This is a genomic window from Streptomyces sp. NPDC002520 (assembly GCF_053595235.1).
On sequence record NZ_JBSFXG010000021.1, the window covers coordinates 96,579 to 111,279 of the forward strand.

Annotated in this window: 10 protein-coding genes; 5 read left to right on the forward strand and 5 right to left on the reverse strand. The window is 69.1% G+C overall.

What is annotated here, in order from left to right; genetic code table 11:
• Positions 1–207: 207 nt before the first annotated feature.
• The 3 genes from ACWD5D_RS26810 (at position 208) to ACWD5D_RS26820 (ending at position 4,110) form a co-directional block, all read left to right on the forward strand.
• On the forward strand, positions 208–1,458 hold the full coding sequence (locus tag ACWD5D_RS26810; protein WP_451375302.1) for an ROK family protein: 1,251 nt from the start codon (positions 208–210) through the stop codon (positions 1,456–1,458).
• 253 nt (positions 1,459–1,711) lie between these two features.
• Positions 1,712–3,235 carry a M81 family metallopeptidase gene (locus ACWD5D_RS26815; RefSeq protein ID WP_451375303.1) on the forward strand — a complete coding sequence of 508 codons (1,524 nt, stop codon included), beginning with the start codon at positions 1,712–1,714 and terminating at the stop codon, positions 3,233–3,235.
• Positions 3,232–4,110 (forward strand): copper homeostasis protein CutC, encoded by an 879-nt coding sequence (locus ACWD5D_RS26820; RefSeq protein WP_451375304.1) that lies wholly within the window; start codon positions 3,232–3,234, stop codon positions 4,108–4,110. Before ACWD5D_RS26815 ends, ACWD5D_RS26820 begins: the two co-directional genes overlap by 4 nt.
• 149 nt (positions 4,111–4,259) lie before the next feature.
• Here ACWD5D_RS26820 and ACWD5D_RS26825 read toward each other — a convergent pair whose 3' ends face one another.
• The 4 genes from ACWD5D_RS26825 to ACWD5D_RS26840 form a co-directional block, all read right to left on the reverse strand.
• Positions 4,260–4,433, reverse strand: a complete 174-nt coding sequence (locus ACWD5D_RS26825; protein WP_451375305.1) for a hypothetical protein — start codon at positions 4,431–4,433, stop codon at positions 4,260–4,262.
• A gap of 164 nt (positions 4,434–4,597) precedes the next feature.
• On the reverse strand, positions 4,598–6,784 hold the full coding sequence (locus ACWD5D_RS26830; protein WP_451375306.1) for a M64 family metallopeptidase: 2,187 nt from the start codon (positions 6,782–6,784) through the stop codon (positions 4,598–4,600).
• A 118-nt stretch (positions 6,785–6,902) separates the two neighbouring features.
• On the reverse strand, positions 6,903–7,250 hold the full coding sequence (locus ACWD5D_RS26835) for a hypothetical protein (protein ID WP_451375307.1): 348 nt from the start codon (positions 7,248–7,250) through the stop codon (positions 6,903–6,905).
• 24 nt (positions 7,251–7,274) lie between these two features.
• Positions 7,275–8,609 carry a S28 family serine protease gene (locus tag ACWD5D_RS26840; RefSeq protein WP_451375308.1) on the reverse strand — a complete coding sequence of 445 codons (1,335 nt, stop codon included), beginning with the start codon at positions 8,607–8,609 and terminating at the stop codon, positions 7,275–7,277.
• Positions 8,610–8,731: 122 nt separating this feature from the next.
• Here ACWD5D_RS26840 and ACWD5D_RS26845 point away from each other — a divergent pair, with 122 nt between their 5' ends.
• Entirely contained in the window at positions 8,732–9,655 is a 924-nt protein-coding gene (locus tag ACWD5D_RS26845) for a LysR family transcriptional regulator (protein WP_451375309.1), read from the forward strand.
• 4 nt (positions 9,656–9,659) lie between these two features.
• On the forward strand, positions 9,660–10,298 hold the full coding sequence (locus ACWD5D_RS26850) for a hypothetical protein (RefSeq protein WP_451375310.1): 639 nt from the start codon (positions 9,660–9,662) through the stop codon (positions 10,296–10,298).
• A 209-nt stretch (positions 10,299–10,507) separates the two neighbouring features.
• Here ACWD5D_RS26850 and ACWD5D_RS26855 read toward each other — a convergent pair whose 3' ends face one another.
• A complete protein-coding gene (locus ACWD5D_RS26855; RefSeq protein ID WP_451375311.1) occupies positions 10,508–14,284 on the reverse strand; it encodes an endo-alpha-N-acetylgalactosaminidase family protein in 3,777 nt (1,258 codons plus the stop codon).
• Between the last annotated feature and the right edge of the window lie 417 nt (positions 14,285–14,701).

Consider the following 14,701-nt stretch of genomic DNA (forward strand, 5'->3'; position numbering starts at 1 on the left):
AACAAGAATTAATAACAAGTAAGTTTCTGCAATATCGACAAAAGTCCCTCCCCTCCACTCCAGGCGCCTCAGGCGGTATCTATGCGCCAATTTGAGGCGATTTAACTTGCATCGACGCTCTCCACTTTCTTCATGGAGCTGTTCCCCGCCCACCTGGACGGGCGTACTGTCTCCGTCACACCCACCGTTGCGGAAGTTACTTCGTACATGACAGAAATAAGTGCACGGGACCGCAAGACCACCAAGGGCGTGTCCCCGAAGAGCACGACCACCCTCGCCACGCGGGTCCTCGAACTCGTCGCCTCGGGCCAGGCGTCGTCCCGCGCCGAACTCGCGGAACTCCTCGGCACGGCCGCCTCCACCATCTCCCTCACCGTGGCTCAGTTGGTCGAGCGCGGGCTCATCGCCGAGGAGGGCACCCAGTCCTCCACCGGCGGCCGCCCCCGCAGGGTCCTGAGGGCGGGCAGCAACGACGAGTACGCCGTCGCCGCCGACGTCGGCGGCCGCCATGCCCGGATCGGTGTGGTGCTCCCGGGCGGCGGCGTCCGTGACGTCGCCAACGTCCCGTTCGAGGTCGCCGACGGTCCCGAGGCCGCCTTGCCGAGGCTCGTCGAGCACCTTGAGTCCCTCGCCGAGCAGCGCGGACGCGACCGGCTCCGGGGCGTCGGGCTCTCACTGCCCGGGCCGGTGGACGTCGCCTCCGGTGCCGTCGTCCTGCCGTCCCGGATGCCCGGCTGGAACCGCTTCCCGGTCGCCGCTTGGCTGGAGGAGCGCTTCGGGGTCCCGGCCGCCGTCGACAACGACGCCAACTGCATGACGGTCGGCGAGCAGAGCGTCAGGCCCGCCGACCACCGGCAGTCGATCATGGTGAAGATCGGCTCGGCAATCGGTGCCGGTGTCATCGCCGACGGTCGCCTCTACCGGGGCGCCACCGGAGCCGCCGGCGACATCACCCACATCCGCATCGACGGCGGCGCCGACATCCCCTGCTCCTGCGGCAACACCGGCTGCCTGGAGACGGTGGCTTCCGGCGCCGCGCTCGTCCGCATCCTGCGCGAACGCGGTCTCGACGTCGCCAGCCCCGAGGACGTGGTACGGCTCGCCACCGACGCCGACCCGGAAGCCACCCGCGCCGTCCGCAGGGCAGGCGACCACCTCGGCCAGGTGCTCGCCGCCAACGTCAACTTCTTCAACCCGGACGCCGTCTACCTCGGCGGCATCCTCTCCACCCTCGAACCGTTCGTCGCCGCGGTGCGCAGCAAGCTCTACGAGAGCTGCCACCCGCTGGTGACCCAACACCTCACCATCGAGCGGGCCAGTCTCGGCGCCGACGCCGGCCTGGTCGGCGCCGGACTCTTCGCCCTGCAGCGCGCCCTGACCCGCGCCCTCGGCGACATCGGCCGCGCCACCCCCGGCGCCGACCGGCAGCACACCGCCGCGGGCCGCGGAGGGATCTGACGCCGCTGCAAAAAGCCTGACAGCCGCGGAAATTACTCCGCGCACACGGCGACGTACCCGCCCGGGCGCCGCGGCCCGTACCCCGGCTCCCGGGCGATCCCCCGGTCTGCGCCCCCCGAGCCCTGAACCCAGGGGCCTGTCCAGGGGCCACTCCCGAAGTCCCCGCACCCGCCCAGATATCGAAGTCCGCGGCACGCCCCCTCGTGGCGGGCCGCGGAACGAGCCTCACGCACCACACCCCGCCCGAGGAGCTATGTCGCACACCCGCACCCCCGCCGCCCGCCCAGTCATCGCCGTCGCCGGGCTCGGCATCGAGTCCTCCACCTTCTCCCCGGCCCGCACCGAAGCCCCCGCCTTCCACCCCTCGCGCGGCGCCGAGATCTTCGACCGGTACCCCTTCCTCGCCCCTGGCGAGGAACTGCGTGAGGCCGCCGAATGGCACGGCGCTCTGGTCGGCAAGTCGCTGCCAGGCGGCACCGTCACCGCCGCCGCCTGGACCGCGCTCACCGACGAGCTCATCGAGCGCCTCGCCGCGCTGCCCCGGTTGGACGGCCTCTGGTACGACATCCACGGCGCCATGACCGTGGAGGGGATCGACGACGCCGAGGCCGTGCTGCTGGAGCGGATCCGCGCCACCGTCGGCCCCGACGTGATCATCTCCACCTCGATGGACCTGCACGGCAACGTCTCCCGCGAACTCACCCACCGCAGCGACCTGATCACCTGCTACCGGATGGCCCCGCACGAGGACCACATGGAGACCAAGGAGCGTGCCGTCCGCAACCTGGTCGACCTGCTGGCGTCCGGCGTCCCCCGCCCGGTCAAGGCGTGGGTCCCGGTCCCGGTGCTGCTGGCCGGCGAGCAGACCTCCACCCGGATCGAACCCGCGAAGAGCGTGTACGCGGCGGTCGACGAGGTCGAGGCCGCAGACGGCGTGACGGACGCCGCCATCTGGGTCGGCTACGCCTGGGCCGACGAACCCCGCAACCGCGCCGTCGTGGTCGTCACCGGCGGCGACACGGCGGCGGTTTCGGCCGGGGCCGAACGACTCGCCCGTGGCTTCTGGAACGCCCGCCACGACTTCGACTTCGTCGCCCCGACCGGCACCTACGACGAACTCCTCGACGAGGCCCTCGCCTCCGACCAGCGGCCGTACTTCATCAGCGACACCGGCGACAACCCCACCGCGGGCGGCGCCGGTGACGTCACCTGGGGCCTGACCCGGCTGCTGGAGCGCCCCGAGTTCCGGAAGGAGGACGGGCCGACCGTCATCTACGCCTCGGTACCCGGCCCCGCCGCGATCGAGACCGCCGTCGCCGCCGGGGTCGGCGCCACCGTCACCGTCAGCGCCGGCGCCGAGGTCGACGACCGGCACGCCGGCCCCGTCACCCTCACCGGCGTGGTCCACGCGATCCGGCACGGCGACCGGGACGCCGGGACCGAGGTCGTCATCCGGGTCGGCAGCGTGTACGCGATCCTCACCGGACTGCGCAAGCCGTACCACCACGAGCACGACTTCATCGACCTCGACCTCGACCCGCGCTCCGCCGACATCGTGATCGTCAAGATCGGCTACCTGGAGCCCGAGCTGTTCGACATGTCGGTCGGCTGGAAGATGGCCCTCACTCCCGGCGGTGTCGACCAGGACCTGGTACGCCTCGGCCACCGCCGCATCCGCCGCCCGATGTTCCCCTTCGACCGCGACATGGCCGACCCGGACCTGACAGCCCGTATCATCCCGGCCTCCAACCAGCCGCTCACCGGGGACGACGAATGACCGACCACACCACCCGGCCCCTCGGCCCGCCCCGGGCCGGCGGCGCGGGCCGGGCCCCGGCACTGGTGGCGGCCGACGAGGTTCCCGGACTCGGGCGGCCCGGCCCAGCCGGACCGGACCGCCGGCCCACACTGGAGATCGCCGTCACCTCACCGGCCGGTGCCCGTGTCGCCCTCGACCACGGAGCCGATCGCGTCGAACTCTGCACCGGCCTGGAACTGGGCGGTCTGACCCCGTCGGCCTCCCTCGTCGAGGCGGTCGCCGCCGTAGGCCTGCCGGTGCAGGTCCTGGTCCGCTGCCGACCGGGCGACTTCGTCCACGACGCCGAGGAGATCGCCCTGATGGTCGCCGAGGTGCGGTCCGTGATCGCCTCCGGCGCCGCCGGCGTGGTCGTCGGCGCGCTCACCGCCGACGGCGGCCTGGACACCGACGCCGTCACGCGCCTCGCCGCGGCGGCTCATGACGCGGGCCGCCCCGTCGAGGTGACCCTGCACCGCGCGATCGACCTGTCCGCGGACCCGGTCGCCACCGCCGCGCTGTTGCCCGCCCTGGGGCTCACCCGGGTGCTCACCTCCGGCGGCGCCCCGACCGCCGGAGAGGGACTCGCCGCGCTCGCCGCCATGGTCGAGGCCGCGCCCGGCGTACAGGTGATGGCGGGCGGCGGGGTGCGCCCCGCCGACATCCCGGCCCTGACCGCCGCCGGTGTCGCCGCCGTCCACCTCTCCGCAAAGCGCCGCGCCGAACCCCGGCGCGGGGGTGCGTGGATCCCCCTCGGCGCCTCCAGCGCCTCCGCCGAGCAGGACACGTACTTCGTCACCGACCCAGCGGTGGTCGCCGAGGCCAGGAGGATGCTGGAATCGCGGGCAACCGGCTGACCGGCCGTGCGCTCCCTGCCGGAGCGCGCCGCCCCGAGAGTCCGCAGTTCGCGCGGGACCGCGGACTCTCGGGGCGGCGGGCGGCGCCGGAAGGGGGTCTGCGCTCAAGACTTCGGATCAAACCCTGGAGATCCGCTGACGAGATCTGCTCAGCGGCACCCTTCACGAGTGCCGACATGCAGCCTGAGCAGGACGGATGAGGTTCTCGGCAGGCGCAAGGAGTCCGTCCTGATCTCCTGGCCGTCGACGGAGAGGGTCAGCGGCCGGTCACCCGAGAGGAGGGCGCAGCGGATGGCCAGGGCGTAGTCGCCCTGATCGGTCACGTCCACAGCCGACGAGCTCCGCGACACGATGATCGACCGTGCTGCTGCGACCGTCACACGGTTGACCGCGACGCCGGTGGACCGTGCCCAAAGCGAGCGCCTGCAACTGAACGGTGCTGGGCGGCGGTCCCCGGCGGGGACCACCGCCCAACCGCAGGATGGGCTCAGTCGCAGGCGAACCGGTTGTAGGGGACCTGATAGGTGGCTTCGAGCTCATGCTCGTTCGTGTCGTTGGTGCCCTTGACCTTCGCGTGCGCGGTCACCGTCGCGGTGCCGGTCTCGGTGGTCGGCTCGCCGGTGCGGAAGACCGCCGAGACCTTGCCGTCCGCGGGGACGTTCTTGAAGGTCCGCTCGCCGTAGGACGTCTTCACCGTGAGGTCGGCCTGGTATGCCGACCCGTTCCGGGCGGACACCTCGACCTGCGTCTGGTCTCTGACGCAGAGGGTCACCGCGCTCGATGTGACGGGTACGGAGCCCGGCGGTGTCGGGTCCTTGGGCAGCACCGTGACGGAGAACTTCTGGGGCGGTGCCACGTTGCCGGCGGCGTCCACGGAGCGGTACTCGATCTGGTGGGTGCCGTATCCGGGCAGCCGCTCGGCGAACGGTGAGGTGGACAGGCCTCCGGTGCCGAGGTTGCCGTAGATCAGATCGTCCACGTTCGTTCCGGTGGGAGTGAACAGGAACGGCTTGGAACCGTCCGTAGGCCAGCCGAAGTAGTGGAACCACCCGTCGCCGTCGACCCGGAATTCCGAGGTCAGCGCCCCTGGTTGGTCGTCGTGTGCCGAGAGGGTGAGGCTGAAGGAATCCTTGACGGTGTAGTGCGGCGTGCCGTCGCTGTTCTTCGAGACGCTGACCGGGTCCGACACAAGGTAGCTGGTGGTTGCCGCCGTGTTGTCGACTGTCCACTGTTCGGTTGCCGCAGGCGACGTGGGCTTGCGTGAATCGGTTACGGTGACGTCGACATGGTGGGTGCCCTTGCCGAGTCGGAGGCCGCCGAGATCAAGGCTCGTCGAGTGCCCCACGACATGGCCGTCCAGCCGCCACACCACGTTCAGAGCGTGGTCGCGCGGGTGACTCGGGTTGACCCACAGGACGTCAGTCGCCCCGACGGGCCGCTTGGCGGGCGTTGCCAGGGTGATCTTCGGAACGTCGTCGTCGGCGAGCGGTGCGGAGGGTGTTCCGACCTTCCACTCGCGCGTGGCCGTCATCTTGCTGCTGTTCCGAAGGGCGGGATCGCGGACGAAGTCCGTGTCGTCGACGACTTTCACGCCGATTGTGTCGCCGACGCGTGCGTGGAGGTCCCGCACATTGACGCTGCGGGCGTTGGCGACGGTGCGGACCGCTTTGCCATTGACGCTCCAGGCGGCGTCGAGCTCGTGATAGACCGGGTGAACGGTGTCGATCCACAACTCGTCCGTGAGACCTACGGGTTCATCGGTTGGCGTCGAGTCCTCGATGAGGTTGACGGCCCCCGACAGGCCCGCCGTCATCTGTTCACGACTCACCTGGTCCATGTAGTAGCCGAGCGACTTCATCATCGAATGCCGGCTCGGCCGCCAGACGCCCTCGGTGTAGTACATGCCGCCTTCGTACCGGCCGATGATGCCGCCCGATTCGCTCTTCTCCCCCAGCCAGCGCCACCACTTGGCCTTCTGGTCGCGCATCTGCCGCTCGGTCAGCAGGGTGTGATGGACCGACTTGGGTTCACCACCGCTGTAGGTTCCGCTGGTCACTCCCCGGGAGTAGTAGTCGTACTCGTCCTGGAGACCACCGAAGGAGTGGCCGAGTTCGTGCGGGGCGATCAGTGCCGACATGGCGTTGCCGCCGGTCGCCGTGGCGTACGAGCCGCCCGCGCCGCCGTAGGTGTCGCTGTTGGCCAGCGCGAGGATCTGATCCGCCTTCGGGGCCAGGGCCGCGTACTTCTTGGCCGCGCTGTGGTCCATCACGAGCAGCCGCTGGATGCCGTTCCCGGAGCAGCCGCTCCAGAGCTTCATCCCCAAAGGAGTGTTGCGCATCGGGGAATCCAGCTGAGGGTCGCAGCTGATCCCCGACTCCTGGGAGGGGGTCTCGACGGCGTAGACGTTGATGTAGTTCCGGTAGCTCTTGTAGGGCTCAAGGCCCCAGAGCACGTTCAGCTGTTGGTCGACCTGATGGAGGAATTTGGGCATCTCGGACGCGGTGTAGCCGTCACCGAGCACCACCAGGTTCCAACGATTCGACGGGTCGCCGGTCACCTGGATCGGAACGACCGTCGCGTCGTCGGCCGCGGCGCTCACCGGACCGCCGGCCGCCTGTCTTTCGGCACCCGTCGCGGCGGGCGCGGCGGCGATCGCGCCGAACGCTACAGCCACCGCAACAAGTGGAACCAATATACGTTTCACAAGGAAGCTCCTTGACCTGTTGGTTTCCAGACGGCACAGGATGTGGAGGCCGCCTTAAGGCGGCCTCCACATCCTGGTAGTCCAGGGATCAGTGCCGGACCGTCCAGGACTGCTCGTCCTTGACAGTCGTGGCGATCGCCGGGTCGCGCACGGCGTCCGTGCGGTCGGTGACGACGACGGTGAGTTGGTGGCTGGGGACGTCCCGCGAGTCCAGGTGGAGCGCGGCGACGGGCACGGCGGTCCGGCCTGACTGAGCGGTCAGCGACTTTCCGTCGAGGTACCACTGGACGTCAGGCGGCTGCTTGCTCGCCAGTCGCGGCACGTCGACCCGCGCAGTGGCGAGCTGGCGCAGCGTGCGGTCGGTGGGGGTGAGGGGGGTCGCGATGGAGGCGTGGCGGTAGAAGCCGGCGATCCCTGCGGGCCGCGGGGAACGCATGTCAGCCGCCCATGGGGCGAACTCTCACTGTCCGGCCCAGCGCTTGATCGTGGCGATGGCCTCGTCCCGCTGGCCGGCGGGCAGAGCGGAGATACGGGCGCCGTGGTTGGATCCGGGAACGATGTATTTGTACGAGTCGTGGGAGCTCGACTCGAACTGCTCGGCGCTCCACGGGTCGTTCTGCCCGTAGACGAACATCATGCGCTCGGAGTCGCTCCGCACCCACTTGTCGACGTCGGAGATGGCCTTGCCGTTGTAGTCGGTGCGCATGCCGGCAGGCAGCACCGAGTTGGGCTGGTAGATGTTCGGGTAGTGGCGGACGCCCTTGAGGTGCTTGAACTTCAGGTCGGCCCAGCCCAGTTGAGCGGCGGCCTGTCGGTAGTACGGGCCGGAGCCGTTGGCGCCGAGTGAGCTGTCCTCGTAGACGGACAGGCCGTGGCCGAGCGACCAGGTGTAGAGGTCGTCGTCGGACACGGTCTCGGCGTCAGGCACGGTCGGGCAGTCGGCGGCGGTACCGGACTGCCAGAAGTTCCAGACCTGGTCCAGGACGGCGAACTCATAGGCACGATCGGTGGTGCCGAGGGTGTTGGTGAAGGTGTAGCCCTTCTCCTTCGCCGTCGCCTCGAACTTGGGCAGCAGGGTGTCCCGGCGCTCAAGCATCTCGCGCTGGACCGCGTTCAGCGCGCCACGGCACTCCTTGGTTCCGACGGTCTCGAAGAATCGCTCGTAGCCCTTGTCGTCATGGTTGTTGGCGTCGTTGGGAGCGACGTAGGCGATGACCGCGTCAAGGTCCTCGGGGTAGTAGCGGCGGTGGTACGTCTGCGTCATGCCGCCCTTGCTGCCGCCGGTGCCGAGCCACTTGGAACTCTTGTCGTACAGCGGGCGGATCGCCTCGACGATGGCGTGCTCGTCGCTCGCCTCCTGCCAGACGGTCATCTTCGACCAGTCGACGTCGGCGGGGCGGGAGGGACCGAAGAAGCGGTGCTCGACGCTGAGCTGATTGGCGTCGAGGATGGTGGTGGGCTCACGGGTGGAGCTGGAGAGGCCGTAACCACCGGTGTAGAAGACGACCGGCTTGGTCACCGACTTGTGCCAGAGGGTGAACCGCTGCCCGAAGGTGCCGAGTTCGGGCTTGCTGTGGTCGATCGGCTGCGTGATGGTGAGCGAGTAGAGCGGGTAGCCGCTCTTGTCGGTGACGTCGGTGACGGTCACGCCGGGTATCGCGCGCAGCTGGTCCGCGAAGGACGCCTCTGCGGTGACGCCCGTGTCCGCGGCGGTGGCGGGTGCCGCGGTCGTGGCGAGGACGCCCGTGGTGAGCGCGGCGGACAGCAGCAGGGTCGGGATGGTGCGCGTACGCACTCTGGCCTCCGGTTTCTCTGGGCAGCGTTGGGGGGTCCGCTGACCTTGCCTCACCCACCTGTCGCATGAGTAATCCCAAACCGTCATAACACTATGACGTTATGGGAAGTTAGGGTTCTTCCGTGCAACTCGAAATACGACACCTTCGGGCGCTCAGCACCATCGCCGAGCACGGCAGCGTCACCCGGGCCGCGGCGGCGCTGGGCGTGTCACAGCCCGCCCTCAGCGCCCAACTCCGGCGTATCGAGGGTCTCCTAGGTGGAGAGGTGTTCACACGGGGGCGACACGGGGTGAGGCCGACGCCGTTCGGCGAGTTCGTGATGTCGCGCGCGCGTGCGGCTCTCGGCAACGTCGACGACCTGCTGGACCACGCCCCGGGGCGGGCCGGGCCGCAGTCGGTAGTGCGCTTCGGCGCGTACGAGAGCCCGCTGGCCCTGGAGATCGTGGAGCGGGTCGCTGCGCTGCTGCCCGGGGCCCGCACCGAGCTCCAGGTCGCCTACTACACCGGGCTGCTACTCGACCGTATCGCCACCGGCGGGCTCGACGGGGCGCTGCTCGCCGACTACCCGGGCTTCGAGTTGCGCCCGCAGCCAGCCGTACGGTACGCCGAGGTGGCCACGGAGCCCGTCCATGTGGCGCTGCCCGCCGGGCATCCGGCGGCCGCCCGGGAGGAGGTGCGACTCGCGGATCTCGCCGACGAGGACTGGGTGCTGTCGCCCTCGGACGGCACCGGCTGGCCCGAGCACCTGCTGGAGGAGTGCGAACGCGCGGGCTTCCGCCCGCGCGTCCGCTACCGACTGGAGCAGACCGGCATGCGGACGGAACTGGTCGCGGCCGGGCGCGCGATCTCCGCCTGCCAGGCCTCGTACAAGGGCAGCGAGGGCATCGCGGTGCGCCCCATCGCCGGCGGGTCCGTACGGATGCGGCTGCTGCTGGCATGGCACCGCGACAGCGTGCTCGCACCCCGCGCCCCGGTGCTGGTGGAGACCGTACGGGAAGCGCACCGGCGGGCGACGCTGCCACCGGAAGGGGCCGCCCGGGGCTGAACCGGTGGGGGAACGCAACCGCGTCAAGATCCGGGTGCGCACCGCTATGGGCTCCCAAGCCAAGCTGCAGGGTCGCTACCTCGGCGGGCGGGCGGAAACCGCCCTCTATCCCGGGCTCGACCACCCGCGGACCGTCAACCTGCGTGAAGACATCGTCTGCCAGGCACTGGATGCATGGATCGCCCGGGCCTTCGCGCCCGAACGGCTCACCGCCACCATCACCGCACTCAGCGCCGCGAGCATCGCAGCCAGCACCGCACCGGTCCACACGCCCGAGCAGGCCCAGGCACGCCAGGCGATCAAGGAAAGCGAGCGGCGACTCGCCCGCTACCAGGCCGCCCTCGACGCCGGAGCCGATCCAGCCGTCGTCACCCAGTGGATCAACGAGGCGCAGCGGGACAAGGACGCGGCGCACAAAAAGCTCGACGCACTACCCGCCGTCAACCGGAAGAAGGAATCACCCCTCACCGCCGACCAGATCAAGGCGATCACCGAAAGACTCGGCAACATCGCACAACGCATCCAAGCCGCCGACGCCGACAAGAAAGGGCCGCTCTACGAGGCCCTGGGGATCACCATCGCTTACGACAACGCAACGAGGACCGCGACCGTCAGGTCGAGGCCCTCGATTCCGTATCGTTAAAGCGACTGTCCGAGGGGCGAGTTGACGGCTGACGATACGGTCGTGGTCGTGCAAGGACGACTCTGGTGAACAGGGTCCACCCACCGGCCAGGGGCCGCGAGGCAAGGTCAATGACTCGCCGGGGTGGCCGGGTGTGTCGATCAACGACTCACTGCGACAGCGTCGGCCGTGAGCCCCTGCCGCCTCGTCGGCGGCAGGGGCCCTGGGGCTCAGCCGCGGGTGCTCGTGTCCGACGCCGTAACGGTGAGGTAGTCGATATTCGGCCCGTCGTCCTTGGCCGAGGTGAGGCGAACCGTGTTCGTGCCCGCCTTCAACGTCACCGGGGCCTGCGCGTCGGACCATTGCGACCACGATCCGGTGATGGGATAGGAGTCCGTCCTGATCTTCTGACCGTTGACCGAGAGGGTGAGCGGCCGGTCGCCGGACTGCAGGGCGTAATGGACGGTCAAGGTGTAATCGCCGGGCTCGTCCACGTTCACGGGCCACTCGATGAAGCCGCCCGAACCGGACGGGTAGTTGACGTAGCTGTCGCCGCTCTGTCCTCGTGCCAGGGACTCCATCGTCGCGCCACCCCCCAGAACCGCGTCCTCCGCTTCGCAGCGGACACCGGCCCGGCAGTGGAACGTGAGCCTCTGATCGGCGAGGGCCGTGACGCGCTGCCCGCCGTAGCTGCTCGTTGCCTCGCCGCTGACATGGTACGAGCCCGGCTTCGCTTCGGCCGGAGCCCGCAGGGTGTAGGAGACCTTCAGGGTTTCGCCGGGCGCGACGGTCTTCATGATGGTCGGCGATGTGGGTCGCAGGGTGAAGCCGGAGGGCGCGGCCAGTTCGACGGCGACGTCGGTTGCCGGCACGTCGGCGTGGTTGGTGAACGTCGCCGCAATCGGGACGTCCCCGCCCGCGTCAGCCTTGATGTCGTCGACCGACAGGCTCACCGCTCCCGTTTGCGGGCAGCCGGAGGTGGACCGGGAGGCAGGGCCGAGGTCGTCGACCACCAGGTCGTCCACGGTGACGGCGCCCTTGCCGCCCGTGGAGGTCAGCGCCAGATACGGGTCACCGCACTCGACACCACCAGTGCTGAAAACCGTGCCGTAGTCCTTGCTCGGCGCGCTGTCCTGCGGCGGCGCGCTGTCGTTCCAGCCCGCCGGCCGGGGGTCGTCAGCCGCCGGCCAGCTGTCGAGCGGCCGGTTCGTCGTGGTCGGCAGCGCGTCGTCGACGAGCGTCCGGCTCTCCTCGCCCGCGCCGCCCGAACGCACCTGCAGCCGGTACTGGCCTGCCGTGTCGGACTGGTACTTCAGCCCCACGCGGTAGGTGCGGCCGGGCTTGAACTCCAGGGTCTGCGGAACGGTCCGCCAGACGTCACCGGGACCGATGCGGAAGGACTTGAAGGAGAAGTCGCCGCTGATGGTGTCGCGGGTGTACCCCTGGTGGCGCTCGGCGCGGTGGCTGTGCGGGTTGTCACTGCCGGAGCCCTCACTGTTGACGAACGGTCCCCAGGCACGGTCGGCCGCCTCGAAGTCCTCGAAGAAGTAGTGATGCGCGCTCTCGGGGCTGACCCATGTCGGGTTGACCCGTACGTCGGCGAAGTCTGCCGCGGCTCCGTCGCCCCCCGCGTTGCCGGCCAGGCTGATCACGGCCGTGCTCCGGCCCCTGGGAACGGTGAAGGCCACCTGTATCTTCTGGAATCTCGTGCCGCTCCAGACGTTGACGGGGTCCTTCAGCTCAGCGGGCGAGGTGTGGGTGGACCTGTCCACGGGCGTGCCGCCGTATCCGCTCACCCCGAGGGTGGCGGTCCGCCCGCCGCTGACCCGTACGTAGGCGGAGGCTGCGTAGGTACCGGGCGTCAGGCCGTGCAGGGTCTGTGTCAACCGGCCGGCCCGGGACCCGTCGAAGCGGGCGAACTGCCATCCCTTGTCGCTGGTTTCGATCCGGGCGTCACCTTCCCGTGACCAGGCGTCGAGGGTGTGGCTGTTGAAGGACCCGTCCTTGACGATCGCCCCTTCGCCCCAGTGGGTCTTCTGCGGGGCCGCCTGGCCGCGGTAGAGGACGTATGCGGTGCGGGCGTCGGCGGTGATGGTGACCCGGCCGTCTGTGACCTTCAGGGTCTTCTTGTCCTGGCGGCCGGTGTCCGTGAGCCGGTAGAGGTTCACGGATTCGAGGTTGCGCCACTTCGGGGGCAACAGCCAGGTGGTGGTGCCTCCCTTGTCGTTCCAGTGGTAGATCTTCGTCTGACGCCGGGGATCCCAGGGCAGGAACATCGTGTCGCCCTCGGCGAGCTTGGTGGCGCCCTGGAACAGCTGCCAGGTCCCGGAGGTGTCGGTGGAGTACACCCCGTCGGTGAAGTCGACCCGGTGATCGGTCCACTTGGTGATGGGGAAGTGCTGCATGAACTTGGTCGGCAGGTTGTTGGTGAAGATCTTGCGCTGCCAGGCGTTCAGGTCGGTCTGGCCCATCCAGCCGCCATAGGAGAGGTTGGACAGACCCTTGAGCAGGGTCGCGTCCTTGCGGTACCAGATGTCGCGGTCGGTGTTCTGGATGAACCGGATGATCTGCGAGCGGACGCCGTTTCCCTCGTACTGACCCGACCGGTGGTACCAGAGTGCGTCGCGGTCGAGGTAGTCCTCGAACTCCGTGTGCACCATCCAACCGTGCTGGTGCTGGAGACGGGCCAGTTCGTAGGCGTTGTAGCCGCGCCCGAAGTACACGTCGTTGTAGATGAACGACAATCCCGGAACATCCTTCGCGAGCCCGTCCAGCCGCTTGCCGAAGGCACCCGACTGCACGTCCTTGTCGCGATTGATGTGGTAGGAGACATCCCGGTAGATCCAGCCGGTGTCGCCCGGGCCGTTGGTCATGTCCCAGCGAAAGCTCTTCGCGTCCGGGTAGGCCTCGGTGGAGTTGATGTGCACCCCGATCGCGGCTCCGTACTCCTTGGCGTGTTCGACCAGGAGGTTCAGGTCTTTCCTTCCTCCCGCGCCCTCGTTGATGTGGCCCCCGTAGTCGGGGTGGGCGTTGTCGTGGCCCTCGGCCTGGTACCCCTTCAGCTGCACGAGCTGGCCGAGGCCATCGGTGAGCAGGCTGCCCTTCTTGATGTCGTCGAGGACCCGGGTGAAGGGGTGGCTGGCGAAGCTGTTGGTGTTGTACTCGATGTTGGAGACCACGAAGTTCTTGGTCCGGTCCGCGCCCAGCGGCCGGTACATGATCTCCCCGTAGGCCATGGCGCCGTCCTGCCAGTCCACCGCGCCGTCGTCGTTGCGGTCACCGGTGAGCACGACCTTGGCGTAGGGCAGTTCGGTGGGCTTCGCGTCCTGGCCGGACACGAGGTCGGGCCGCCAGGTCCAGATACCACTCGACACCGAGGTGGTCTTCACCTCGCCGGTCTGTGCGGTACGGATCAGCAGTCGTGACTGGTCCTCGAGCGAGTTCGTCTCGACGGAGGCGGCGAGCCCGTCGGTGTTGAGGACGGCGTAGGTGGTGCCACGTGGAGCGCTGGCGACCGGAGCATCAGCGATCTTGGTGTGCTTGTCGATGTCCGGCTCGGTGTTGTATTCGCCGGTGAGGGACAGTCGGGCATCGGCCAGTTCGGCACCCGGCTGGTCGGAGCGTGCCGAAACAAGACCCTGATCGGGGATGGCCAGCGTACGGAGCTGGTGGGCGCTGCCCTCTTTGATGTCCGTGACCTTGAAGGTCAGGGCGTGGCCGCTGACCGCCAGACGGGCTCGGAGCGTCAGGTCCAGTTCGGCGACCCGCAGGGTGTAGTCGACGGCTTCGTCACCGACCGTGCTCGTGACCGTCGGCGTGTATCTCGTTCCGTTGACGACGAGCTCGTCGGAGCCGTTCGTGCGGCCGTACAGGGTCGAACCGTCGGCCGTCCAGGTATAGCGCTCGACCGCGGGGAAGTCCCGGTCGACCTGGACGGTCATCTCGGGCGTGGAGAGGGAGAGCGTACTGCTGTCCGCCTGGGCGGTGCCGGCCGTCGCGGTCAGCATCGGTGCGACCAGAGCGAGACAGGTCGCCGCAGTGGCCAGTCTTCGAGCCCGTGCCCTGTGAGGCATGGGTTGCATGCGGAACCTCCAGTTTCGGGGAGGGGGACAGCCGCTCATGCTCGGGAGTCCGGACAACAGGAATCAACAAGAACTGCGCGGTACACCGGGACGCGGTGGGACGACGCCCGGATCAGCGGCCGGCGTCGACGGTCATGTTCGTGAGCTCCATGTCCCGTGACGCCGTGAGGATGCCGACGACGGCGATGGACGGGCGAGGCCGGGAGGCCGGATGCACCGCTCGGCGACGTAGGTTCTGGCTTTCTGGCCACGGAGCTTCTGGTGCATGCCGACGGCGGTACGGCCCTGGTGAGAGCTGCTCGCTCGGTTCCCTGGAGCACGCTCCTGTGCGCGGCGCGCGTC